The sequence below is a fragment of the Hallerella porci genome (genome assembly GCF_003148885.1).
Taxonomy (GTDB): domain Bacteria; phylum Fibrobacterota; class Fibrobacteria; order Fibrobacterales; family Fibrobacteraceae; genus Hallerella; species Hallerella porci.
Genome location: NZ_QGHD01000003.1, coordinates 1 through 25,592 on the forward strand (window position 1 = coordinate 1; position 25,592 = coordinate 25,592).

The following is a 25,592-nucleotide window of genomic DNA, read 5'->3' on the forward strand; positions in this document are numbered from 1 at the left end:
ATGCTCCGTCTTTGCCAAAAATTGGCTTTCCTGTTTTGAACTGAGATGCTGCTTTTTTGATCATCTCTTTATATTCTTCGTGTGTCATCATAGTTCCTCAATTTACATCATTTTTCAAATGATGCTTGGTGGTGAATGACACAGTTTTATGGATAGAGTCAAAACTTACAGAATAAACAAACCGTAAAAGTCTTGTATATTTCAAAATACTACTATCCATACTTGGGCGGAGTAGAAAATATTTGTAAGTATTTAGTGGAAGGGGTTTCCAAAGATTTTGAAACCGCTGTAGTTTGTTTTAATGATTGCAATAAAAATCAAGTGGATGAAGTCAACGGGCATAAAATTTATCGCGTCGCTTCGCAGTTAATGATAGAACGCCAAGCGTTGAGCCTTTCGTATCATCGGATGTTAAAAAAAGCAATTCGGGAATTTCAACCTGATATTATTCATTTCCATGCGGCAAATCCGTTTCCGGCGGCTGTTTTATTGATGGTAATTCCAAAGCAGGTAAAATTGGTGATTCATTGGCACATGGATATTACAAAGCAGCGATTGATTTATCCGCTTGTAAAACCCGTTGAAACTTCTCTTTTGAAACGCGCTAATTTAATTGTTGTGACAAGTCCACAATATAAAGAATCATCGATTCCGCTTCGTCCTTTTTTAGATAAAGTTGTCGTTGTGCCGAATGCGATGGATTGCAAAAATTTTGAGCCAAAACCAAATGATGCGGCAGTCATTCAAAAAATCAAAGAAAAATTTCCCCAAAAAATTGTCTTTTTTGTGGGGCGGCATATTGAATATAAAGGTTTGCCTTATTTATTAAAAGCGGAACCATTTATCCAAAGCGATTGCGATATTGTGATTGCGGGCACGGGTCCTTTAACCCCCAAATTAAAAGCCGCGTGTAAATCTTCTCGGGTGCATTTTGTGGGGCGTTTAAGCGATGATGATTTGCGTTGCTTTCATTATGCGGCATCCGTTTTTGCATTTCCTTCGATTACACGAAACGAGGCTTTCGGGGTGGCAATTGCAGAAGCGCAATTTTGCAACACGCCGGTCGTTACATTTACCATTCCAGGAAGCGGTGTAAATTGGGTCAATTTAAATGGGGTGACGGGATTTGAAGCTCCGAATAAAGATGTTCAAGCTTTTGCAAAAGCCATCGATTCTCTTTTACAAAATGAATCGTTAGCCAATCAATTTGCGATAGCAGGGAAGCGCCGCGTCGAAGAAAATTTTACGATTGAAAAAATGGCAAAAAAAATGGAAGAAGAATATCTTCAAGTCATGCGGAATAGATGACAAACCCCTAGTCACCGCTGACGCGGCTAGGTGTTTGCCCCTTCGGGCTTAACACTCATTTCATTCGCGTTAAGCTCAAAATTTACTTCCACGCACTTCGTGCACGAAGTAAATTTTGTCGGCCCCTCTTCTCGGGTCCGAGTCTTTCGGAATAAAAAAGAAAGCCACCATAAAGGTGACTTTCTTTTTTTAGAGCGGGAAAAGGGACTCGGACCCTCGACCCCGACCTTGGCAAGGTCGTGCTCTACCAACTGAGCTATTCCCGCGGGGGTGACCCCAATTTAGAATTAAAAATTTCTTTTGTCAAGGGGAAAAGATTAAATTTCTACCTTTATTTGCATGAATTCTCTCTATGTTCACATTCCGTTTTGCTCAAAAATTTGCGGTTACTGCGATTTTTCGACGGTGGGCGGCGCGCCGCGGCTTTTTGCGGAGTATGTGGACTTGCTTTTGCGCGAAGCGGAGGAGCGTTTTGCGAAAGCGGGAAATTTTGTGCAGAATTTTCAGACGGTTTATTTTGGCGGGGGAACGCCGTCGGTGCTTCCGCTGAAAGAATTTTCCCGATTGGTGCGCGGGCTCGAAAATTTGGGAGTGAAATTTTCGCAAATGCGAGAAGTCGATTGGGAATGCAATCCCGATTCGGCGACAGAAGAAATCGTGGAAAACGCGATTTCCCTTGGCGTAAACCGCATTAGTCTCGGCATTCAAAGCTTTGATAATCGCATTTTAGCGGAAATCGGGCGAAGAGGAAGCGCAGAACAAGCCCGCGAAGCGCTTCAAAGATTGCAGAATTTTCAGAAATCGTCCAAATCGTTGCGTTTAACCGCCGATTTAATGTTTTGGCTTCCGAAGCAAACTTTAGAAGATTTTGAGCGCGATGTGAAAGAACTTGCGGATTCGGGAATTGGTCATGTGAGTTTTTACGGGCTCATTTTAAACCCAAAAACCGTTCTCGGAAAAAAATTTGCGCAGAAAAAGCTCGATTTAGACGAAGATTTATACCCGAAAATGTATCGAGCAGGAGTAAAAATCCTCGAAAATGCGGGAATTGAACGCTACGAAGTGTCCAATTTCGCAAAAATCGGCGAAGAAAGTTTGCACAATCGCAATTATTGGCTGCGGGGCGAATACATCGGGCTTGGTCCGAGCGCTCACAGTTTTCGAGAGAGCGTCCGCGCAGCGGCTCCCGCGAAATTTAATGCTTGGAAAAATTGGGTTCTCGCAGGCGCCGAAGAATCCGCGATGGAAATTGACCGCTTAGGAAAACAAGAAAGAATTGAAGAAAAAATTTGGCTTTCGCTTCGGACTCGCGAAGGCTTGGATTTGCAACGCCTTGAATTCGAAGAATTTACAAAAATTCCCGAACAAAAAATCGCTAGCTGGGAAGAAAAAGGCTACCTGAAAAGAGACGAAAATCGCTTAATTCTCCAAGGCGACGGCTGGCTTTGGATGGACGAAATCGTGAGCGATTTCATTTAGAACAATTGACGAAACATCAAATTCCTACCTTCTAATTTGCTTTTCTATTCTATCTTGGAGTATTGTAAAGTTGGTTATCTTTAAATGTTTTCGTTTTTTTTACATTTCCCGATATATTTTAGGTGTAAGGAATATCACAAATCGGTTGGTTTGTGTCAAATTTCTGCGAGACTTTGATCATGATGCGTTCTGTTGTGGCATGCGCACCCATTCGGGTTTTTGGATTCATCCTGCTGTTAGCGGGGATGGTTTTCGCTTCGACCCCAGAATGCCCTGAAAAGGGAAAGTGCAAATACTACTCCATTTATACTTCTCCGATTTCTTATTTATGGAAGACTTCTAGCGGATTCGAAATGAATCCGGATAGCGCAATTCGCGGGGCGACTTTCTTCACTTATGCGCCGAGCGATACGCTGATTTTAAATCCTTGTACAAAAGATTATGCGACGGGGAAGACAACTTGTGATCGTTCTAAAACTCTTTCGCATCCGACGGAAAAAGTCACCGCGGATACAGAAAAAGGATTTTTTTATGCGCGGGCTTCTTCGAATTTTCCTGCCGAAAATTTAGCACTCGGGATGGCGGTTGAAGCGGATGCGACGCCGACGATTTTCCGCTATTATACATTCTATGTCGCCGATTTGGAATTTTTCATTTTAGACGAAAAAGGCGAAAAAATTCCGGTGAATTCCAAAACGCAACTTTCAATTCCTGTCGATTCGGCGCTTTCTGTTTCGGTGCGTGCGGTGATTCCTGTCGGACCCGATTCGGGGCGAACCGATACGACGGTGAATAAATACGCCTTTTATTTAAATCCGGCTCGCGGAAGTGAATCGCTCGTTTTTACGACGATGGCGGGCGATACGACGGATCGTGTGATTTTAGAACGCGGCGAGGGGAATTTTCAGGTGCACGCTTCCGCTGCGGTTTCGGGCGGAAAATTTACGGCGAGCGGTCTTGTCAATCCGAAGGATTCTTCGTTCTTTGTGAATGAAACTTTCCCGGGAAATCTCACTTTTGAAAATCCGGATTTGCCGTCTCTTGATAGCGCATTTATTTATGATGCAAATGGCGATGGCATCGGCGATAGCATTATCGCTTACTATTCGGGGAAAACGGATTCTGTTTCGTGGGATAGCATTTTCCACAGTTGGCCAAACGATGGCTCGATGAAACAGTATGCGGGCGAATACAAGCAGAACTCTTCTTTGACTACTATGGAACTTTTGGATGTGAAAACATCGCTTCCGAAAGATTCGGGAAAAGGCGATTTGAAAGTTTATGTGACTTCGAAACTCAGCGGCACGAGTGCGCCGTTATCGTGTGAAATCGGCGATCGGATTGGGCCTGCAATTCAGCGTGTGACTCTTATTCCAGGTGTGAATGGCGCAAAAGATACATTGGTCGTCGACTTCAATAAAAAACTCGACGAAAATTTTGAAAAAGGTTCTGCGCTGCAACTTTCAAATGGCGATAAAGTTTATGTGAAAGCGATTGAAAAAGACGGTCTGCGTTGGACATTTACTGCTGATGCGGGGAAGGTTTTGGTCGGCGATTCTCTCTCGATTGTGCGGGGAATTGGCGATACGGGACTTGTTGCAGCAGACGGTAATGTGCCGGGCTACAATCGTCCTGTGTGCGTTTCAAATGCGGGCCGCGTCTATTTTTCCAATGAAAATAATGGCTTCTTTGATTCGGACGCCGATGGCAGAATGGATTCTGTTTCGGTGGGCTTTGAAAATCCGCTTACCGAAGAAGATTTGGCAAATCTTCAACTGCAATTCTTCTGGAAAGATTCGTCGGATAGCGTTCTCATCTTAAAACCCGAATCGAAAGATTTGATTCTTTCGGAAGACGGAAAAGTGGTTTCGTATAAATTAACGAAAGACGAAGTGGCAGCGGTGAAGCCGAATTTGACAGCGATTGAAGACGCGGATAAATACGGTTATGCGGCGCTCAAAAATATCTCGGAAGTGAACGGCGATACGGTTTCGCAGTTGCAGTATTTGCAGATGAACGATCGCATGGCGCCTGTTATCACTTCGACATTCCTTTCGCCCGAATCAAAAGACAAAGAATCGCCAGATAAATTGACTCTCCGCTTCTCGGAACCGGTCGATGTGAATGCGATGACAAATCCGAATTTCATCGGTTTCCTCGTCGATAGCGATACGGTTTATTTTGATTTTTCCCTTGCAGAATGGAATGATTCTTGCACACAAGTTTCGCTCAAAATCGCAGAAGATGTGAAGCTTCTTTCGCGGGCAAATCCGAATGATTCGCTCTTCATCAATCCGAAAGCGACCGTTGCCGATTTAAGCGGCAACGCTGTTCTCGCTAATACAAAGACGACGGGAATTGAAGGCGATCCGCGCGTGGTGATGGAAACTGCTTCGCTCGTGGGCATTAACCGTGACGCACTTGCGCCCGATGCACCGGCGTTCTCAACGCGATTCTTCCCCGAAGGCACTTCGACAAAAAATGAAATGGGCAAATCTCTCGGCGTGATGCTCGACATCGGATTTGCGACGATTTTTGATGATTCAACCGGCGAAAAATTAGACTTAGACGAAGTCGGTTTGCATTGGTCTATGGATGTTTATACGAATTTGGGCACATTTGTCGCTTCGGACGGTGGAACAATTCACTGCGACGATAAAGGCTTCGAAGGAAATTGCTTTGAACATGCAAAGCGTCTTTATTTGCGCTGGAATTTGCGCTCAAACGATGGCCGTAAAGTCGGCGTTGGCGCTTATCTCGTGCAATTTGAATTAAAAGTTTATGGTAAAAAGCATTCGTATAAATACGACAAAATTTTCAAGTGGGGCGTTCACGGCGGCAAAACCGGTCTTGCGCTCGACGACTAAACGGAGGATAACGAGATGAAAACGATCGAAAAATTCTTCCTTGCCCTCGGGGCAATTTTGGCAAGTTCTACGGCAGCGAATGCCGCAGACGTTTCTATTCGAACTCCGTATAACCCGGCAACGGGAATTTGGATTCAGCAAGTGGGCGATTTGTATCCGTCGGCGAGTACATTCGAAACGGTGTATTATACGCGGTATAGTGAACAGCTCAGCGCAAAAGCGGTGGACTATTACTACGATGGAAACGGTTATTTAAAACTGTATAACCGTCGTCTTCTCTGCCGCACCCGCGGAGCGGATGGAATTATTCACCATCCTGATGGCGATTTAGTCGTTGCTGGCCAAAATAATAACGAAATTTATAAAGTCAGCAAATCGGCGAAGGATACGCTTACCAATCAATGCGTGACGAAAACGGTTTCGTCGCAAGTCGGATCTTCTACATTCCACTTGATGATGAACCCCGATAATACGGTTCTTTGGTCTGCGGGTATTCCCGGAAACTTGGTGAGCTTTGCGACGGATTCCACCGGAAAAATGGATCGCATTCGCCAAGTGAAAGTTTATGGAGATGTCAATAATATCACGACAATCGTCTGGGACAAATCGCAGCAGGCTTATTACACGCGTTCGGATAATATGGGCGAAGGCTCGTATGCGCAATTTGGAAAAATCGTGGATACGACTTGTGCGATTAACGCAAAACCTTGCCCCGCAAATCAGATTACCGGACTCAAAACGAAGACTTTGATTTCGGGATTAAATGGTGCGCATGGTGCGAGCTTTGACGATTACTCCGAAACGATTTTGCTTTTCGGGGGAACGCATATCGTGCAGATTGATCCGAGTAATCCGTCTAAGATTGCTGCCGATGTGGATTTGAACAAATATCTTTTCACGCCGTCGAATGAGAATCATTGGGTCGGCTATAATCGTTGGCTTTTGGACCAAGGAACGGCAGACCATAAAGGCCATATTTTCGTTGCGTCCAATTCGGGACATTTGATTTTTGTGGACTTTACTTCGAACCCGAACAAGCTTATCGACAATAACATTTTGATTCATGTGCAGTGGATTGATAACTACTTGGATGATGTGGCTCCGATGGCGGGCGCAGGCTCGAATCGTCAATCGGCGAATACCGAAGGCGGCAATGTTGTGTCGTCAAATTCGCATTCTTCGAGCGCATCGGTTTACAAAGAATCGTCTAGTTCTAAAGTGAAATCGTCGAGTTCAACAGGAACCTCGCGTTCATCTTCTTCGAGATCTTCATCGAGCAAAAGTTCGTCGAGTTCCGTCAAAGGCGGAAGCTCGGGCTCGGATAATTCTTCGAGTTCAATTGGCGAAGGCGGAAATAGTTCTTCGGGCAAAACAGGTTCTTCTAGCTCGGTGGGCGAAGGCGGTGATAAATCGTCGAGTTCAAACGGCGGCGATGGCGGAAAATCTTCGAACTCGGGAACAGGCACGGGCGAAGATCCGTCTTCTAGTTCGAAGGGCGGCAGCGGTAGCGAAGAAGAACCGCAAAATTCTTCGAGCTCTAACGGCGGAAATGGCAGCGAATGGGTGCCGCCTTGGTCAAAGGATTCCACCTATTCGGGATTTGACGATGACGGCTCCGAAGATAAGGGCGGTTCCGACGCATATCCGACAAATGATAAGCGCGACAAGGGCGATACCTTGGTGACAAACGGCTCCATTTTGGTTCCGTCTTCTTCGCAGTCTTCGGATACGAATCACGTTGTGATTAACGGTGAAACTTATAAAAACGATAGCACGCAGAAATCAATTCCGCTTCCGACTTACGGCGCAGATTCTTCTTACGCGACAGGACGCGAACGGGTGAATGTCGGCGACGTTATCCAGATTACTCTTGATGCAAATAAAATCAAAGATTACTTCAGCGATTCGGATTCGCTTTTCATCTCGGGCACGGAAGGACTTTTGTTCGTTGATCCGAAGCATCCGAGTTCTCCGAATGCAAACATTTCTGTCGGTGTTGGCGATGAAGATGTGACGATTTGGGTCACCGCCGATACGACGGTTTCTGTGGGCAGTATTTACTTTACCGATAAAGATGGTCATTTGATTATCTTTGATGGCATCAATTTCTACGACCCGATTCCAGCGGCAGAAATCGGCTACATTCAAGATTCCGATGACGATGGCTTCTTGGATTCGATTGAAGTAATTCTCGCAGATACAATTCCGAAGGGAATGACCGCAACAGGTCTTGCCATTCTCATCGACGGCGATACGCTGCCCGTGCACAATGCTCTCTCGGTTTCGAAGAATCGCATTTTCGCAAGCGCAGACGGATTACAAATCAAGTCGGATAATTTCCCAGAAGATGCGAAAGTGATTATCACTTATACGAGTGAACAGACCGGCGCCAATTATCGTCGCAAAGGCAATTTGCTCGAACTCGGTTCGCATGTGATTAATCAAGCTTACGCCATTCGGAATTTGCACGGACGCGATTCGCTCTTTATCGAATTTAACGTCGATATTATTCCGGCGGATTTGAAAAATCCTGAAATGGTCACTTGGTTAAATGGTCAAGGCTTTGATTTGGACGAAGTCAATGTGTATCTTCCGACGAAGAATACGATTATCCTTGTCGGCGATTCGCTCAAATTGAACGGCAAAACCGACTACGTGACTTTGGCACCGGGCGCAGTTTTTGAAAATCTTTCGTTCATCGCTTCGGCAGAATACGACCGTCAAGTTCCGGTGAAAGTGGTGGATCGTTTCCCTGCAATGAAAACGGTGGAATATTACGATACCGATGGAAACGGAGAATTGGATTCTATCGCCGTTCGCTTCTCGACGAAAGTTACTGCCGAGGAATTGGAAAATTACTACTTCTCGTTCCCGTGGTATAGTTCGCGCGGACTTCTCATCAATCTGCAAGCGCAGCCGAAATCGCTGATTTTAAGCGCAGACGGAAAGAGCGCAGGTTGGCGCGTGACGAGTAATCAGAATGTCGCTTCGAATTTGACAAGCGTCAGCGCAGAATTGCCGCCCGCAACTCTTTACACTTACTACACGATTTTCGGTAACTCGTTCGTGTCATCGCAGACGATTCCGGTGACCGACAAGATGGCTCCGGTCATCTCGGCGGCAACTCTCCATTACGGCGAAAGCGCTCGTCGCGATACTCTCACCGTTTCGTTCTCCGAAGCAGTCGATTACGAATCTCTCGTGGGCAAGGATTTCTTTGCTTACATTCACAGCAAAGATACGATTGATTTGAATCCGACGATGATGCTTTGGGCAGCCGATGGAAAGAGCGTGCAACTCATTCTCCGCGAATCGACAGACGGCATTGTTCCGGGAGATTCGCTGATGATTATCGCGGGTAAAAAGTCCAATATCTCGGACGTTTACGGCAACGCTTCTGTCAAGAATGCTTCGCCGGTCGTTATCGGCGGACTTCTCGGCAAAATCGTGGAATCGGTGAATATGGGCTTCTTTGATCCGGAACAGTATGTGACGAATACTCTCAACTCGGTTTCGATTTCTTACGTTTCGAATCAGACGCGAACTTCGGATTTACGCAACGAAGGCACTTTGGGTCATTTGATTTCTTTGGGTGAACGCTTCGTGCCGCAACTCATCGATGGTGCAAAGACCGATGCCGATGGCAATTACGATGCCGCTGTTCTCGATAGCATTGACCCAGCCGATGTCTTCGTGAACTTTAGCGTCAGTTACTTTGACAATTTGGGTCAATATGTGACCGATACGACTTTCAATATTCCGTGTAACAGCGCTGCTTTTGGTACGGATCAGAACTGCCTCACGACGGATAAAAAAGTCTTCGTCAACTGGAATTACAAAGATCACACAGGGCGTCTCGTCGGTTCGGGCGTGTATGTGGTCGAATTCAAGTTGGTCGTGCGTTACAAACAAAAGAAAATTCAAGAAGAAATGCGCGACAAATGGGGCGTTCGCCGCAAAAAGTCGAAGTAATGTAACTACATTTGCATTATGCAAATCGGAAAAACAGAAGCTCGATTGAATGCGGAAATCGAAAAGCGCGGTGCTCTTTTTGCCGTGCTTCTCGATCCGGATACCTCTGACGATAACGCTCTTTTGAAAGCGGGCGCACTCGCTGCGGAAAACGGCGCTGACCTTTTACTTGTCGGCGGCTCGTTTATGGGCAATTTTAAGCTCCCCGCACAAGTCGCCGCGTTAAAAAAAGAAGTTTCTCTTCCGGTCGTTCTTTTCCCGGGTGGAGCGTCGCAAGTCGTTCCCGGATTTGATGCGATTTTATTCATGACTTTGGTCACGGGAAGAAATCCGAATTATTTAATCGACGAACAAGTCCGCGGCGGCGTCTTGGTCAAGTCGCTTGGAATGGAAGCGATTCCGACTGCTTACGAGCTCATCAATAGCGGGAAACGCACCGCGGTAGAATATATCAGCGGGACATTTCCTGTGCCCGAAAATAAGCCGAAGCTTTCGATGGTGCATTCCATTGCTGCAGAACTTATGGGAATGCGTTATGTTTATTTGGAAGCGGGCTCGGGCGCCGAAACTCCTGTTCCTGTAGAACATATCGCTTACACGCGGAAAGCGACAGAGATGACGATTATTACGGGCGGCGGAATTCGTGAACCGGAATCGGCTGCGGTACGCGTTGCTGCGGGCGCACAAATCATTGTCACGGGAACGCTTTGGGAAAAAGTAAAAGACCCGGGACTTTTAAAAGAATTTGCTTCGGCAATTCACGTGAAAGGCTGAAAATAAGCGTTTCGCAAAAGACGATTCCCGCAAGAATTGTGTATTTTTTCTCCGAAAGGTTTTCCTCTTCGGAGTTTTTTTATGGACAAAAAAATTGTGATGACTTATGCGCTGCGTTTGCTCGGCGTTGTTCTTGTTTTGATGTACTTTTTTGGGCATCCGCTTTTGAATCGCATTTTCCCAGGCTTTCCGATTTCGTCGCTCAATTATTTCTTTTACGCGGGACTTCTTTGCTATTTAATCGGCGCAGTTCTCTATTATTTCTTCAACCGAAAATTGCTCAAGAAAATTGCGAAGGACGATGAATTTTCAAAGGACGAATCGAAATGATTCAAGTGGAGAATTTGCAAAAGACGTATCGCACGGGCTTTTTAATGCGTCCGAAGAAAGCGCTTTCCGATGTTTCTTTTCATGTGCCGCGCGGAGTAATTTACGGATTTATCGGTTCGAATGGAGCCGGAAAATCGACGACGATTAAATTGCTCACGGGACTTCTCCGCAAAGATGCAGGGAAAATTCTCGTCGCAGGATTTTCGCCCGATAGTGCCGAAAGCCGAAAACATCTCGGCTATTCTCCGGAGCAACCGTATTTTTACGATTACCTCACCGGACGCGAACTCATGCGCTTTTACGGAAGTCTCTGCGGGCTTGCTGGACGCGAACTCGAAGAGCGCATTACTTGGGCGCTTACGCTTTTGAATGCGAACAAAGATTGGGTGGACCGCCGCCTTCGCACGTATTCGAAGGGGATGATGCAGCGTATCGGAATTGCGCAAGCGATTCTTTCGAAACCGGAACTTTTGATTTTGGATGAACCGATGAGTGGACTTGACCCCGTGGGTCGCAAAGATGTCCGCGAAGCCATTCTTTCTCTCAATCGCGATGGCGTTACCGTTTTTTATTCGAGCCATTTGCTTTCGGATGTGGAAACGATTAGTCACCGCGTAGCGATGATCGTCGGCGGAAAAATCGTCCGCGAAGGCACCGTCGATGACATTACTTCGAACGCTTCTGCAGAATATCATATTCATGTGGCGGCAGATATTCCGACGCAAGATTTGCCGGCGGGAGTTTCGGCTCAAGGTACGACTCCGCGGGAATGGATTTGTAAAAATGCGGAAGCGCGCGACCATTTCTTAGAATTTTGTTTAAAGTCTGGATTATCCATCGAACGCATCGAACATCAGCGTCCGAGTTTGGAAGACGTTTTGACCGAGGAGATTGCCCGTGCAGAACATTAAAAATATCGGGATTATTGCCCTCAATACTTTCCGCGAATCGGTGCGGAATAAAATTTTATACAACATCGTTTTCTTAGCGATTGCGCTTGCGTTCTTTAGCATTATTCTCGGCGAATGGTCTGTCTTTGACCGCGCGCATGTCATCAAATCGACGACTCTTAGCATTATGTCGCTTTCGGGTCTTTTGATTTCGGTCTTTGTCGGGATTAGCCTCGTCCAAAAAGAAATTCAAGGGCGGACGGTTTTAACTTTGCTTTCGAAGCCGATTAGCCGTGCGGTTTTTATCGTCGGAAAATATTTTGGTTTGCTCGCCGTCATCGCGGTGCATTTGATTCTTTTGACCGCAGTTTTTTATTTGATTCTCCTTTTGACGAATTCGCATCCGAGCCTTTCTCTTTTGACGGCGGTATATTTGATTTTTTGCGAGATGGCAATCGTCGTGGCGGTAGCCCTTCTCTTTTCGACTTTTTCAAGTCCTGTGCTTTCGGCGCTTTTTACGATTGGCATTTACATTGCGGGAAGACTTTCTAACGAACTGATGGAACAGGTGACATTTGTCCGCCGCGTGGGTGAAATTGAAGGCGGTGAAGGCGTCTTCTTAGAAAAAGTCGCAAGTGTTATTCACGCGATTTTCCCGGGGCTTTATCGTTATGATATTTCGGCGTATGTGGTGCATAGCGTTGCTTTGCCATCGCATTATGTTTTTTGGAATAGCTTGTACGCGCTCGGTTACATTGGAATTTTCTTAGCGATTGCAAGTTGGTGGTTCAGCCGGAGAGACTTCGTATGATGACAAAAAATCAAGTCAATCAAATCATTGCCAAAGTTCTTCTCAAGAACAACCGCGTTTCCGAGAAGCAAGTGCAAGAATATTGGACGCGTGTCGATAATGAGCACGATATCGGCCGTTTGCTTTTAGATGCGGGAATCATCGATCAGAAAACGTATCAAGTCGTTTTGCAATATGTGAATTCTCTCGAAGCAAAATTGCAAGCGAAGGAATTCGCAGAAAAAGTTCAAGCGCCCGCGCCAACTCCTGCGCCACAGCCCGCACCGGCTGCTAATCCCGAGCCAGCTCTTGCGATTGAAGGCAATAATCCGTATGGACAACCGACGGCGACGAATGTGCAAATTGAAAAAGTCGAAGGCTTAGAGCAGACGAGTATTGCGTCGGTTTCGATTGCGTCGGAGCCCGCGCCCGAAGAAAAAGAAACGGCAGAGAAAAAAGAAGACGCTCTTCCGGATCGCTTTGAAATTGAAAGCGGGGAAGGTTCCATTACTCCGCCAGAACAGTTGACGACTGAAAATTCTCTCGCCGAAATTTTAGCGTTTGCAAGAAAATACGGCGCAACGGATGTGTATCTTTCGAAAACTTCTCCGATTGCGATGCGCATCTGCGGAATGCTCGGTTATGTAAACGATAAGCCTTACGAAGCATCGCAACTTTCGCGGCTTCTCGCCGAAGCGAAAGCGGGATTTGCGGACGGTTACGAACCGGTCGTCGGACAAGATTTTAGCAAGTCCATTGCGATTCCAGGAACAGGCCGCAACCGTTTAATTGTTTCGTGGAATGAAACGGTGCCGAATCTCGCTTTCCGCGTGATTTCTTCGGATGCAATTCCTTTGCAATCGCTTTACTTGCCCGCGTTCTGCAACGACTTTGTGAAATTGCAGCACGGTTTGGTTTTAATCGCGGGCCCATCGGGAAGCGGACGCTCGACGACTCTTTCGGCTTTTGGCGAAGCGATTGCGAGTGAACGCTCGGTGCTGATGCAGTCGATTGAAAAAACGATTGAACGCATTTTGTCCAATGCCAAAGGCATTACGATTCAGAAAGAAGTGGGTTTGCATACATCGTCGGGAGTTTTGGCGGTTCGCGAAGCGGTCAATTCTTCGGCGCAGGTCATTCTCTTCGATCACTTGGATACGACGGACGAATTGCGGGCGCTTTTGCAAGCAGCATCTTCGGGCGCTCTCGTTTTTGTGGTGACGATTGGCAAAGATATTTTCGGATTGCTTTCGCGGTTGCTTTCTTCTGCGGGCGATGGCGCAAGCGATTTAGCTGCATCCCTTGCCGATGAATTGCGGGGAGTGATCGTGCAGCATTTAATTCCGGTGATCGATAATCAAGGTTGGGTTCTCGCGGTCGAAGCGTTAAAAGTTACTTCGTCGATTTCGGATTTAATTCGGAAACAAGAACTCAGCGAATTACCGGCTGCGATTGCAGCGTTAAAAAGTCAAGGCGTTTCCTTGGACGATTCGCTACAGAATTTAGTGGAATCGGGATATATCCGCGGCGAAGATGCTTGGCTGCGTTCTCAAAATCGTCGGCGTTTTGCCGCATACCGTCCGCAGACAAAGGGTTGAAAATGCTGAATTTAAATGTTTGCTTAAATTATGCGCTGCAGTCGGGTGCAACCGATGTCATCCTCGCCGAAGGCTTTGTGCCGAATGTTCGCATCGCGGGCAGTTTGCATGCAATTCCCGAAACGGAAAAACTTTCTTTTGGCGATCTCGAAAGTGCGCTCGGTTCTCTCGAAGGTGAATGTGGTGCTTTTATCGGTGGACCGTGGCAGAACGCAAATTGGCGCGTGCGTTATTCGCGGGAAGCGTTTGGAAAAATGGCGACTCTCCGCGCAGTCGGTGCAGACTCGCCGAATTTAGCTGCATTAGAAGCGCCCGAATCCGTTTCCAATTTAATCGGAGCTTCTTCGGGTTTGATTCTTTTTACGGGGCCAATCGCTTCGGGAAAAACGACGACGGCTTCGGCTTATGTTTCCGAAGTTTGCAACAGTCGCATTTTACGCGCAGCATTTCTTGACCCGCTTCCGGAATACAAAATTTATTCGGGCGAAAGTTTAGTGCGAAAAAGACGTTCAAATGTTCCGTTAACGAAAGACATTGTGCAAAATTTACGCGCGGGAACGGATCTCTTTTGGCTCGGCGATGTCTCGCTTTCGGAATCTGTTCTCCCGATGCTTTGCGCCGCAGAAATGGGCTCGTTAGTCGTCGCCACATTAAATGCGGATTCGGCAAAATCAGCGATTACCAATTTGCTTTCACTCGAAGAATCGAGCAATCGTGAACTCGCACGAAATCTTCTTGCGGCAAATTTAAAAGCGGTTGTTTCGGAACATCTCATTTTGTCCGCAGATAAAACTTCGCTTGTCCCCGCTTGGGAAGTGCTTTATAACGACACAAGTGTTGCGCCGCTCATTCACGCGGGCGAATACTTCCGCATTCCGCAGGTGATGCGCGCAGCGACTTCCGAAGGCTCGCTCCCGTTAGATGATTCGCTCTTGCAACTCGTTCGCGGAAACCGCATTTCTAAAGCGGACGCTCGCGTGTATGCAATGGATGAAACTCTTTTCTTGGATTAGGAAATTCTAGTGAAGTTTGGGTTCGTGGTCGTGCTACTTTCTTTTGCGCTTCTCTTTGCGCAAAAAGAATCCGCGCCCAAAGTGACTCTTTATCTCGGCGGCGGAACGTATTCGCCGTGGTATTCTCTCGGGGTTTTGTACGCCGTTCGCGATTACCGCATTCCCGTAGATAGTGTCGTCGGCGTTTCGTGGGGCGCTTATGTGGGCGCATTATGGAGCGCTGGATTTGAATTAGATGACATTCAACGCATTTTAACGGATTCGCATTTCACCGCATTACTTTCTCCGAAAAATTCTCCCGACGAAAATTCTCTTTTCCATTTACCGATTGCGATGAACGGAAAACCGTCGCTCGCATTTCGTTACGCATTCTTTGGCGACTCTCTCGGTTACGCGCATTTTCGTTCCAAAAAATTAGAAGCGGATTCTGCATTCACCGAAGAAAAATTTTTCCGTTTTCAAATCGAAGAATCGCTTTTGCGGGCGGATTCTTTTGTGGTGCCTTTTACCGCATTGATTTGCGACGGCGGAAAATTGCGCGCGGGCTCGGTAAAAGAATCGCTTCCGTTTTCAAAAACTTCGGGCGAAAATTGTCCGACATTTCTTCCCGCCGATTCGTCCGCGGCCATTTATGTGTCAGCGCATCCGCTGCGAAATAATGGGAAAGATTCGCCGTTTCTTATCGCGGGCTTTGAAAATGAATTAGAACAAATTCACTTGCGCAAAGAAAATTCTGCGGCTCCCATCGTTCTCATTCGTCCGCATTCTTTTTCCGAAGATTCTCCGCTTGCGCTTATGCAAACGGGCTACGCCGATGTCGAAAAAAAACGCGGGGAATTCGCAGCGATTGTTAACGAAGAACGCGATCGTTCCGCTGCGAAAGATTCGATTCTTCCGCGCTTTCAAATCGAGCCGTCTTTTGAAAATTTTTCGTCGGCTTATTATTCGCACATTTCTTCGTTTTGGAATCCCGCTGATACGGGAATGCAAGCGCCCAAAAATTTTCTGAAAAAAATGGAACAGTCGCCGTTTTATGATTCTGTGCAAATTGCGATGGATTCTCTTGGCATCGCAAAAGTTTCGGGATTTGCGTCATCGGTTCTCGAATTTCGCGTCGGCGGTTTCGGCTCCAATATTTCGGGACCTCTCGCTTATGCGGGAATGGATTTCCGTTACATCGATCAATTTGAATACGCATTTTCTCTCGATGCTTTTGTCGGCGAATATTCGTATGCGGTGCGCCCCGCGGTGCACATCCGCGGCATGCTTTCGGGCAAAGGCGATCTTTTTCTTTCCGGAAATATTTCAAAAAAGCGTCCGCTCAAAAGTTACTTTTCGGAGCTCGATGAAAATTTGAAAATTCACGAAGTCCGCGAAAATGATTTGACTTTTGGCTTTGCGATGAAGCAAAATTTTGCCGATGTAAAAGTGAGCATTCTTCTCGGCGAATCGGAATTTAAAACCGCGGAACAAGAAGAATTTGGAACGTTGCATGTCAATTCGCTTTCTCCAGATTTAACGGTAGAACGCAAAAGTGAAAATTTTGCAGAATGGTTCGGCGAAAGCGGATATCGTCTGCGCGGCAATTTCGGTTTGCGTTCGGTGAATTTAACGGCTGCGGGATTTGGCGATGCGCCGCTTTATATTTCATCGACCTTTGATGCCGAAGGCGAAATTTCTCCGCTTTCTTTTTTCACTCTCGGCGCAGGCGCTGCGGGCGGTGTGAACATTCGACGGAAATCGGGCGAAGGTTATGTGTATCCAGATCCGCTCCAAGTTTCTTCGGAAAAAACGGCGCTTGCGGTCGATAATTGGTATCGTTTACATCCGGCGATTTCTCCGTGGAATGCGACGTGGAATTTTTCGGAAATCGCATCGCATCATTACGCCGTTGCCCGCGCACATTTCGGACTTCACGCAGGCTTTGTCGGCGCTTGGGTTTTCGCGGCTTACATGCGCGACTTCGAAGAAAATCCTTCTGTCGATTTAGCAGCAGATCGATTCCTTTTTGAACCGCTTCTGCGCTTCGCTTATCGTTCTCTCGATTTGCGCTTGGGAATGAGTCGAATAATTTCGGCAAAAGATTTTAGCGATTTCTCTGATTTCGATGATTATCATTATTTCTTTCAAGTCGGCGGAAGTTGGTAAAGTGCAATCGTTCTCTTTGTTAAATTTGGGATAATGCGTTTTTCAAAAATTTGCCTTTTTCTTCTGGCGGTGATTCTGGTCTTTTCGGATCAGATTTTTGCAGCCGAACCCGAAAAAGAAAAAGCGTCAACCGAGCAAACCGAAAATGCAGAAACTGTTCCGAATTTTGATTTGGAAATGGAAGACGAAAGTGAAAGCGAAATTCCTTCGCCAGTCATTGCGGCAAAAGGAAAGACCGGCGTGAACAGCATCGATTCGCTTCCGACTTACGAATGGGATGTGAGCACAAATCATCAATCGCTTCCGATGACTTTAATGCTCGGCATTTTCCCGGGCGGCGGGCAGTATTATACGGGGCATTATATCCGCGGCGGTTTTATTACCGCAGTCGAACTCGCGCTTACCTACGAAGTTTTCATCAACAAAAAAACGCAAAAGCGCAGACGTTTTAAGCAAGCGCGGGAATATCAAGATTCGGTAATGGTTTACACCAAACGCATTTTGCATAACCGCGATAGTCTCATCTATTTTCAGAAAAAGCGCAATCAATTTGCCGAACAAATCCGCGATTACAGCGACCATAAAATCGAAGAAGAAGATTTGCGAAAGTCCGAACTCACTTGGCTCATCGGCGTGCACATTTACAGCCTTTTCGACGCTTACGGCATTTGGGTAAACAATCAAGGACACAGCGTCGAATATCGTCCTGTCCTCGGAACATTGCTTCGTTCCTTCGTGCCCGGCTGGGGGCAAATTTACAACCGCGAATACGGAAAAGCGGGACTTTTATACATGGGACTTCTCGGCGCTTCGGTCAGTATGGCTTCTCGGCAACATGTCATCAATTATTACTTGGATAGAAAACACGCATTAGAAAAAGAAGATCCCACTCACGAAGATATGGATAAAATTAACGAACAGATTTTATATTACCGCAAAAATCGAAACCAATATATTTGGGGAATGGTGTTAATTTATCTGTATTCTATCGGAGATGCCGTCGTCGATGCGATGATGAGCGACTTTGATAGTCCCGCACACTTTGCGCTCGGACCCGATTTTCAAGGCGGCATTTCGGCCGCGATTACATTCGACTTTTAACGCAGAAAAAATCTTAAAGAGTTTTCACGTATTCGGCTAACGAATTTTGCGCAATGCCACCGTAGAGAGTTTCAAAATTCCCGCGGGGCTTTCCGTTCTCCAAATGCAAACGAAAACGGGTGACCATCGCATACGGAAAAGCGCCTTCAATAAAATCCGAATCGGGAACGCCGCAGACAGAATGTTCAATCGATGCGATAACGCCAGCGTGAGTCACAAAAATGATTCCGGATTCTTCGCCCGATTTTTCTTCTTCTAAGAGAAGCTCCGTTAAAAATTTCCCAACGCGAATATCCATATCGTGAAAAGATTCGCCGCCGGGAAAGCGGTAACCGCGAAAGTCTGCTTTCCAAGCGTTCATTTCGTTTTTCGGAACGTCCGCGAGCCGGACCATTTCCCACGAACCAAAATTCAATTCATAAAGCGCTTCGGCTTTTTCAATCGGCAAATGGACTGCTTCCGAAACTTTTTCCGCGAGTCTATAGCAGCGCAAAAGCGGACTCGAAAAAAGTCGCGTTGCCTTGGCATCTTCTTGGAGCACTTGCACCGCGGGCGGATATTCGCTTGCAAAAGAAGGGGAAACATCAAAATCCGAGCGCCCATAGCAGACGTCTTTTGGATTATAAGGCTTTGTGTGGCGAAGCGTCCAGAGAAACATGAAGTAAAATTAGAAAGGAAAAATTATTGGAACAAAAAAATCCTCAGACTACCCATTCACATAAAAATTCACAAGTCCGTTGCTGCTTTCGCCCTGGCGATTTGCCTGCAAAGAATCATTGAAAGGGGTCTGAGGAATCCGAATGATAGAAAAATTTTGCAAAAAGCGGGGAATTTTTGGCTTAAATTTTGCGAAAAATTGAAAACGGGAAAATTCTGCGGATAAAATGCAGTAAAAAAACGAGATTTAAATCACATTTTACTGAAAATGTTACGAAATACGGCGGAAAATAGCGAAATTTAACGCGGTTTGTAAATAAAGTTAAATAATGTTTCAAAAAATTTATATTTTAAAGATAAGGATGTAACTAGGGATAGTGTTATGGTTAATGAAAACTTAAAGAGGCTCTTTTCGGGGCTGTTTTTGGTTGCAGGATGTGCGTGGGGCGCATCGGTTGCGCCGTTGTATTTTACTTCACTCGGAAATTCAGCAGACGACAGAGCCGAAGAACAGCAAGCTTATTGGGAAAGCTTGATGAAGTATAAGGTATGGGGAACGCATTCGCTCACCTATTCCAATGGAAATATTTCTATTTCGGATAATACCGGTTACAATGGCACTGCCGACGGTGATTTTATCGTCAACTTTCAGCATCATCATATCGGTGGCCCGACTTTAGTCGGCGGTAATTTTAAGTTTAATAACGGCGGTTATGATACTTTGACGACGGGACCGGTCCGCGTTCTCGGCGATATGCAAGTGACTTTGCAAGACGATAATGTCTTTGAAGGCGATTATTGCGTGAAAGGGAATATCCGCGGGCAATATGAAGGCAATAAGAATCTTTGGGCAGAAGGCGTCCGCAAAAGTGGCGGCTCCATTTACGAAAAAATGAATTATGATCAATGCCCCGAATCGGTTCCCGAAGTGGATGCGCATTTGAATGTTCCTGTTCTTCCGCAAGATTCGGTTTGGGTCGCTTCAACTTGGTCCGATGAATCGATTGAAATGACGAGTTGTTCTCCGGACGAAGTCTTGTATATTCATGTGCCGCCTGATTCCGTTGTCACGAATGAATTTGGAACATTTGACAAGTATGTGGATCATATTAAAATTTCTTGCACCAATCACAAGAAAATGTATTTCTTAATGCCTCCCGGCGGAAGGCTTACGCGTATTTTCTCAAAGAACGGTTTTGATTTTAGCAACTCTGTAAGCGATATGCGAATTCAAGTGGTTTACGCTTCGGAGACGACGAAATTCGATAAAACGAAAATGGAATGGGATTTGTCGGATTCGGCAAATTTCTCGTATTTGACGAATAAAGAATACAGCGGTAATTTACTTTTTTATACGCCGCAGCCTATTCTATGGAATTATTGGGTCGATGCAAACTTCCAAGGCTCTTGGATAACCGCGGATTCCTTTCATGTAGCAGGCCATTTTAAATTAGCTGGCCAAGTCGTCGCTGAAAATCTTTATTTTGATGCCGACGTGCAAGGCGACTTCCGTTATGTGCCTTTTGATCCGCCTATTTTGGACATTGACCCGACCGCGATGGGCGCTGGAACCTTTATCGAAAACGATCGTCCGCAACAAGTGCAAATCACACTTTCCGATGCGCCGACGACAGCGGTGGAATTCAATTATTGCTTTGCGCTCAGCAATCTCGCTGATTCGAATGCGGTGCATTTGGCGAATAAAGCCGACTTTATTACCGCTGGTATGCCGCTTTGCACGGTAAAATCTAACGGCACCGTTGTGGGCGATTCGGGACTTGTCACTTTCAAAGCGGGGCATAAACTGCCGACGTCTCCGGTGATGGTCACGCCGAAAAAAGACGACTTAATCGAAGGCGATGAAACTTTCAAACTTTACGTCTTTAATATGAGCGGTGCCGTTCTCAAAGGCAATAAGCGCACCGGTTACTTTACTTTAAAAATCAAAGATGTGGACTTTAATACGCCGCCGTATTTCGATAAAACCGCTTACAGTTTTAACGAAGACGAAAATAGTCCAATCGGCGATTCGGTTGGAATTGTCCACGCTTCGGATAAACAGAAAGGCGATATTCCGTATTATTACATCGCTTCGGGCGATTCCGCGCTCTTTACGATGGATTCCATTTCGGGAAAAATTACGGTGAAAAAGAATGCCTTGGATTATGAATCCAAAGACACGACTTTTACCCTTTTCATTTACGCGTCGGATGGTCTTTTGAATTCGGATACGATTCCGGTGACGATTCATATCAAAGATGTGAACGAAGCGCCTGTTGCGCCCGATACGACATTTAAGATTGCCGAAGATGCGAAGAAGGGAACTGTCGTCGGCACAGTTTTAGCGTCAGATCCGGATTCGCTCCACATTGCAGAATTTGGAAAATTGAAATATCAACTGGTGACGAAAACGACTGTCTTTGCCGTTGATTCTCTTAGCGGAAAATTGATTCTCACCGACACTCTCGATTACGAAACGACGAAATCTTATACGGTTTACGTCCGCGTGTCCGACGGAAAACTCGCCGATACCGCCAAAGTTATCGTGAATGTTTTGAATGTGAATGAAGCGCCGGTGGTGAAAAATACGACGGTCATGATTGACGAAGAATGCAAAGGTTGCGCTGCGTCCAATAATGTGCCCGCGAGCGATCCCGATGGCGATAAATTAAAATACGAAGTTTTGAAAGATACGAGCGGACTTTTCAAAATCGATTCGACAATCGGTCGCATCGCACTCAAGAAAGATGCGAAGTTAGATTATGAAAAAGATTCTGTGTATCAAATTTCCGTCGTCGTCAGCGATCCGGGCGGATTGAAAGATACGGCTCTCGTGACGATTAAAGTCCGCAATCTTCCCGAAAAAGTGGAAATCACCTACGCTGAATCGGGCGATTCGAGTTGGAAGAAACCGGATACGATTTATACGAATGATCCGAAGACCTATATCAAGTGGACAACTCCTGTCGGCGAAAAAGACAGCACCGTGATTGCTAAAGAAGGCAAGAATACGGTGAAGGTGAGTTATCAAGATGGTTCTGCGACTCTCGTCATTATCCTCAGCACAAAAATTCCGAAGGTAACGGTTACCGCATCGAATGATACGACTGGCGCTCCGAGCGGCGTGACGATTGTCGAAGAAAAAGAAGCGGGCGATACCGCGAGCTATGTCCGTTCGAAAAATGCGTTAATTACTGTAACCGTTACGGATTCGTCGGGCGAAAAACCGGTGACGAAAAAGAACAGCTTTAAGGTTGCCTTAGACACGGCGACGGTTTCGAAGTCGCAAATTTCTGCGATGGAAAAGACCGTGGGCAAAGTCAATGTCGCCGATGAATCGGAACTTTCTTCGAAGGTAAAAGTCACGCATTCCGTTGTCGGCGAAAATAAAATCCGCGTGAGCTATTACGATACGACGGCAGCGGGAACCGTTGTCGAAGTCGCTTACTATACCGATTCCAAAGGCAAACGTTTAGCCGATAAAAACGGCGAAGAATATTATGAAATTTCTTCGACGGTGAAAAATGCCGAAGGCAAATCGGTGACTCTCACTTATACCGTCGACGCACTCGGAACGGTCAAGCAAGATGAAAACGGCAAGACTTTGTATCAAGTCAGTTATACGAATGCGGTCAAGGCCGCGGACGGTGTCGTTTACGATGTGAAAATTTCTTATACCATGAACGCATCGGGAGAGAAATCGAAAGATGCCGATGGCAATATGATTTACGACGTCGCGTATACATTTACAGATTCTTATGGCAATTCGGCGACAGCTTCGACGGTGATTATCGTAGACCCTGTTCCGCCGGTGGTGAAAATTATCTCGCCCGAAAATATGGCTTCTCTCAGCAATGTTTCGGTTTCGGTCAAATGGACAGTCAACGATATCGAACAAGATACGCTGAATTTCCAAGGCTTAAACGATGGCAAGAATTTAATCATCCGCACTTACCGCGATAAAGCGGGCAACGAAGCGTCGGATACCGTCATCGTGATTCTCAAAGCGGGAAAATTGGTAAAAGTCAAAATGGAAGAACCGCTCGTTAATCCGGATTCGAAACGCGTCGAAAAATTCACTGCTGCTTCGAACAGCAAACCGGGAACGACTTACGCGTTGAGCGTGATGAACGCAAAGACCGGCAAAGAAGTCGAAACGCAAGCGGGTTCTGCGAGCGGACTCGATAAAGGCTCGTTCAAAGAACCGTATTCGGGACTTTCGGGCAAGCATTTAGGTTCGACATTGCACATTACGGCGCAAGCGCCCGCGGTCGATCAAACGGGAACTTCATCTTCTCTCGGAAGCATTCTCGAAAACGGTTATGTTTCCCTCGATAGCGGTGGAGGCTGGAACCGTAAAAAGATTCCTGTCGATGAATTCTTGGAAAATAATTGCTCGGCAGATTTCCGCAACGCTTACGATTCTCTCGGCGCAGCGGCTAGCCTCTACACGACGAAAATCAAACTCAAAATTTGGTTCTTCACAACCCTCGGTGAATTTGTGAGTGAATACGGCTTCACGCAAGACATTTACACCGAAAACGTCGATGAATCGGGCGGAATTCAACTCTTCTTCGAACTCAAACCCGATGAAGATGGCTTCCTCCGTTCGGCAGACGGGCGTAAACTCGCAACGGGTCCGTATATTTACAAGTCCGAAGTGAAAATTCGCTCGGAATTGCAATGCGATTTACCGGACCGCAAGAAGGGTTACATCCGAAAAGACGACGATGACATTCTCACGCGTTGGGGATATCGAAGACCGAATAATTAACGAATCAGAAATGAGCTGCGCAATTACGAATTGTGCAGCTTTATTTTTTCGAGGAAAATTTTTCCGTATTTCTGCAATTTGAAATTGCCGACGCCGGGAACTTCGGCAAATTCACTTAATGTCGTCGGCTTTTCTTCGACGATAGCGGTTAAAACTTTATCGCTAAAAATATGAAAGGCGGGAATGCCTGCTTCTTTGGCGAGCTCCAATCGGAGCGCGCGGAGTTCTTGGAAAAGTTCTCGGTCGTCAAATGAAAGCAGAGAGTTTTCGCGGGAAGTTTTGGACGCTTCGGCATTTTCATTGCGGATTAACGCCAAATCGATTTTGCGTTTTCCAAAAAGAATTTCTTTTCCAAATGCGGTAATCGAAAGATGCTGATCTGCGGCGTAACTTTTTTCGATGACGCCCAAGTGGATGAGCTGTAACAAATACGCTTCCCATTTTTCTGTCGGCGTTGAGCGTCCGACGCCAAAAGTTTTTAATTCATCGTAATGCTTTTCGACGATTTCTTGCGGGCGATTTCCGCGGAGAATGTCTACGATAATTTCGCTGCGTTCGGATTCGTGAGTGCGGGCAATCGCCGAAAGTGCCTTCTGCGCTAAAATCGTTCCGTCAAATCGCTGCGGCGGATTTTTGCAAATATCGCAATGGTTGCAGTCGTGGTCAAATGTTTCCCCAAAATAACTGAGCAGAATACGTCTGCGACAAATCGGACTTGTTGCATAATGTTCGATGCGGTGCAATTTTTCGAGCTGCAATTCTTGTTCGCCGCTTTCTTCGGCAAATTTTGCAAGCATCACCATATCGTGATCGTTGTAAAAAAGCAGCGTGTCCGAAGGCATTCCGTCGCGGCCTGCGCGCCCGATTTCTTGGTAATAGCCTTCCATATTTTTCGGCGTGTTGTAATGGATGACGAATCGAATATCGGGCTTGTCAATTCCCATGCCGAAAGCGGTCGTCGCACAAATCACTTGGATGCGGTCATTCAAAAAATTTTCTTGAATGCGGATGCGTTCTTCGGTTTCGAGCCCCGCATGATACGCTTCGGCATCGATGCCGTTTCCGCGCAAATCGTCGGCGAGGGTTTCGGCGCCTTTTCGCGAAAGGCAATAGATGATTCCGCTTTCGTCCGTATGCTTGCGGAGAAGTTTCAAAATTTCTTGAAGCTTGTCGCGCTTCTTTAAATTCACTTTGACATTCAAACTCAAATTCGGGCGGTCAAAGCTCGAAAGCACCGTATTTTCTGCGGGAATTTGCAACTGCGAAAGAATATCTTTTCGGGTTGCAGCGTCTGCGGTAGCGGTTAATGCGACGAGCGGAATTTGTGGAAAGCGTTTCCTTAGCGTGTGCAACTCCGCATATTCCGGGCGAAAATCGTGACCCCAAACCGAAATGCAATGCGCTTCATCGATAGCAAAAAGAGAAATGCGCATCGCAGAAAGCAAATGGTCGAGCTCAAAATGAATGCGCTCGGGCGAAAGATAAAGCAATTTTAATTCGCCGCGAATCGCTTTATTTCGGATTTCGTAAGATTCTTCGGGAGAAATTTGGCTGTTGAGCGCAGCCGCTGCGATGCCGTTTTCGACGAGGTTATCGACTTGATCTTTCATCAAAGCGAGCAGGGGAGAAACGACGATGCAAGTTCCCGGGTAAACGAGAGCGGGAATTTGATAGCAAATGGATTTTCCGCCACCAGTCGGGAGAAGTGCTAACGTATCTTTTCCCGCAAAAATGTTTTGAATAACCGCTTCTTGCGCGGGGCGAAACGAGCTAAAGCCAAAGCTTTGCTTTAAGATTTTTTTTGCAGTGGAAAAAAGTTCGTCAGCGTTCATCATAAAAAAAGCGGCTTTGAAATTAGAAAAATCTAACCCAAAGCCGCCGGTATGGAGGT

At 46.2% G+C, this 25,592-nt stretch carries 15 protein-coding genes and 1 tRNA gene; 13 read left to right on the top strand and 3 right to left on the bottom strand.

What is annotated here, in order from left to right:
* Window positions 1-222: 222 nt before the first annotated feature.
* The gene (locus B0H50_RS02465; RefSeq protein ID WP_199219602.1) at window positions 223-1,308 is read left to right on the top strand and encodes a glycosyltransferase; all 1,086 of its coding nucleotides are present in this window, start codon (window positions 223-225) and stop codon (window positions 1,306-1,308) included.
* Between the two features lie 193 nt (window positions 1,309-1,501).
* Here B0H50_RS02465 and B0H50_RS02470 read toward each other — a convergent pair.
* A tRNA-Gly gene (locus tag B0H50_RS02470) sits at window positions 1,502-1,574 on the bottom strand.
* Between the two features lie 73 nt (window positions 1,575-1,647).
* On the opposite strand from B0H50_RS02470, the gene hemW reads away from it, so the two are divergent.
* The 11 genes from hemW (at window position 1,648) to B0H50_RS02525 (ending at window position 18,270) form a co-directional block, all read left to right on the top strand.
* The gene (hemW, locus tag B0H50_RS02475; protein ID WP_109587191.1) at window positions 1,648-2,787 is read left to right on the top strand and encodes a radical SAM family heme chaperone HemW; all 1,140 of its coding nucleotides are present in this window, start codon (window positions 1,648-1,650) and stop codon (window positions 2,785-2,787) included.
* Window positions 2,788-2,966: 179 nt separating this feature from the next.
* Complete coding sequence (locus tag B0H50_RS02480; protein ID WP_109587192.1) at window positions 2,967-5,654, top strand: hypothetical protein; 2,688 nt, start codon at window positions 2,967-2,969, stop codon at window positions 5,652-5,654.
* A gap of 15 nt (window positions 5,655-5,669) precedes the next feature.
* Window positions 5,670-9,626, top strand: a complete 3,957-nt coding sequence (locus B0H50_RS02485; protein ID WP_109587193.1) for a hypothetical protein — start codon at window positions 5,670-5,672, stop codon at window positions 9,624-9,626.
* Between the two features lie 18 nt (window positions 9,627-9,644).
* The gene (locus B0H50_RS02490) at window positions 9,645-10,400 is read left to right on the top strand and encodes a phosphoglycerol geranylgeranyltransferase (protein ID WP_106199738.1); all 756 of its coding nucleotides are present in this window, start codon (window positions 9,645-9,647) and stop codon (window positions 10,398-10,400) included.
* A gap of 81 nt (window positions 10,401-10,481) precedes the next feature.
* Window positions 10,482-10,730: a hypothetical protein gene (locus tag B0H50_RS02495; protein ID WP_106199736.1), complete on the top strand. Its 249-nt coding sequence runs from the start codon at window positions 10,482-10,484 to the stop codon at window positions 10,728-10,730.
* Complete coding sequence (locus tag B0H50_RS02500; protein WP_106199734.1) at window positions 10,727-11,641, top strand: ABC transporter ATP-binding protein; 915 nt, start codon at window positions 10,727-10,729, stop codon at window positions 11,639-11,641. Before B0H50_RS02495 ends, B0H50_RS02500 begins: the two co-directional genes overlap by 4 nt.
* Window positions 11,628-12,431 (top strand): ABC transporter permease, encoded by an 804-nt coding sequence (locus tag B0H50_RS02505; protein ID WP_106199732.1) that lies wholly within the window; start codon window positions 11,628-11,630, stop codon window positions 12,429-12,431. The genes B0H50_RS02500 and B0H50_RS02505 overlap by 14 nt, the downstream gene beginning before the upstream one ends.
* Entirely contained in the window at window positions 12,428-14,008 is a 1,581-nt protein-coding gene (locus tag B0H50_RS02510; RefSeq protein WP_109587195.1) for an ATPase, T2SS/T4P/T4SS family, read from the top strand. The genes B0H50_RS02505 and B0H50_RS02510 overlap by 4 nt, the downstream gene beginning before the upstream one ends.
* A gap of 2 nt (window positions 14,009-14,010) precedes the next feature.
* Window positions 14,011-15,021: an ATPase, T2SS/T4P/T4SS family gene (locus B0H50_RS02515; RefSeq protein ID WP_106199728.1), complete on the top strand. Its 1,011-nt coding sequence runs from the start codon at window positions 14,011-14,013 to the stop codon at window positions 15,019-15,021.
* 9 nt (window positions 15,022-15,030) lie between these two features.
* Entirely contained in the window at window positions 15,031-17,169 is a 2,139-nt protein-coding gene (locus B0H50_RS02520; protein WP_146129218.1) for a patatin-like phospholipase domain-containing protein, read from the top strand.
* Between the two features lie 33 nt (window positions 17,170-17,202).
* Window positions 17,203-18,270, top strand: a complete 1,068-nt coding sequence (locus B0H50_RS02525; RefSeq protein ID WP_106199724.1) for a DUF5683 domain-containing protein — start codon at window positions 17,203-17,205, stop codon at window positions 18,268-18,270.
* Window positions 18,271-18,283: 13 nt separating this feature from the next.
* Here B0H50_RS02525 and B0H50_RS02530 read toward each other — a convergent pair whose 3' ends face one another.
* Window positions 18,284-18,928, bottom strand: a complete 645-nt coding sequence (locus tag B0H50_RS02530) for a histidine phosphatase family protein (protein ID WP_106199722.1) — start codon at window positions 18,926-18,928, stop codon at window positions 18,284-18,286.
* A gap of 423 nt (window positions 18,929-19,351) precedes the next feature.
* On the opposite strand from B0H50_RS02530, the gene B0H50_RS02535 reads away from it, so the two are divergent.
* Window positions 19,352-23,701: a cadherin repeat domain-containing protein gene (locus B0H50_RS02535; RefSeq protein WP_158275871.1), complete on the top strand. Its 4,350-nt coding sequence runs from the start codon at window positions 19,352-19,354 to the stop codon at window positions 23,699-23,701.
* Between the two features lie 23 nt (window positions 23,702-23,724).
* Here the strand turns inward: B0H50_RS02535 and recQ are convergent, their stop codons facing one another.
* Window positions 23,725-25,536, bottom strand: coding sequence for a DNA helicase RecQ (recQ, locus tag B0H50_RS02540; protein ID WP_233244479.1), 1,812 nt, complete (start codon window positions 25,534-25,536; stop codon window positions 23,725-23,727).
* Window positions 25,537-25,592 lie beyond the last annotated feature (56 nt).

Coding starts and splice junctions, on each gene's coding strand:
- hemW (WP_109587191.1), top strand. CDS start 1,648: ATGAATTCTCTCTATGTTCACATTCCGTTTTGCTCAAAAATTTGCGGT.
- B0H50_RS02480 (WP_109587192.1), top strand. CDS start 2,967: ATGATGCGTTCTGTTGTGGCATGCGCACCCATTCGGGTTTTTGGATTC.
- B0H50_RS02485 (WP_109587193.1), top strand. CDS start 5,670: ATGAAAACGATCGAAAAATTCTTCCTTGCCCTCGGGGCAATTTTGGCA.
- B0H50_RS02490 (WP_106199738.1), top strand. CDS start 9,645: ATGCAAATCGGAAAAACAGAAGCTCGATTGAATGCGGAAATCGAAAAG.
- B0H50_RS02495 (WP_106199736.1), top strand. CDS start 10,482: ATGGACAAAAAAATTGTGATGACTTATGCGCTGCGTTTGCTCGGCGTT.
- B0H50_RS02500 (WP_106199734.1), top strand. CDS start 10,727: ATGATTCAAGTGGAGAATTTGCAAAAGACGTATCGCACGGGCTTTTTA.
- B0H50_RS02510 (WP_109587195.1), top strand. CDS start 12,428: ATGATGACAAAAAATCAAGTCAATCAAATCATTGCCAAAGTTCTTCTC.
- B0H50_RS02515 (WP_106199728.1), top strand. CDS start 14,011: ATGCTGAATTTAAATGTTTGCTTAAATTATGCGCTGCAGTCGGGTGCA.
- B0H50_RS02525 (WP_106199724.1), top strand. CDS start 17,203: ATGCGTTTTTCAAAAATTTGCCTTTTTCTTCTGGCGGTGATTCTGGTC.
- B0H50_RS02530 (WP_106199722.1), bottom strand. CDS start 18,928: ATGTTTCTCTGGACGCTTCGCCACACAAAGCCTTATAATCCAAAAGAC.
- recQ (WP_233244479.1), bottom strand. CDS start 25,536: ATGATGAACGCTGACGAACTTTTTTCCACTGCAAAAAAAATCTTAAAG.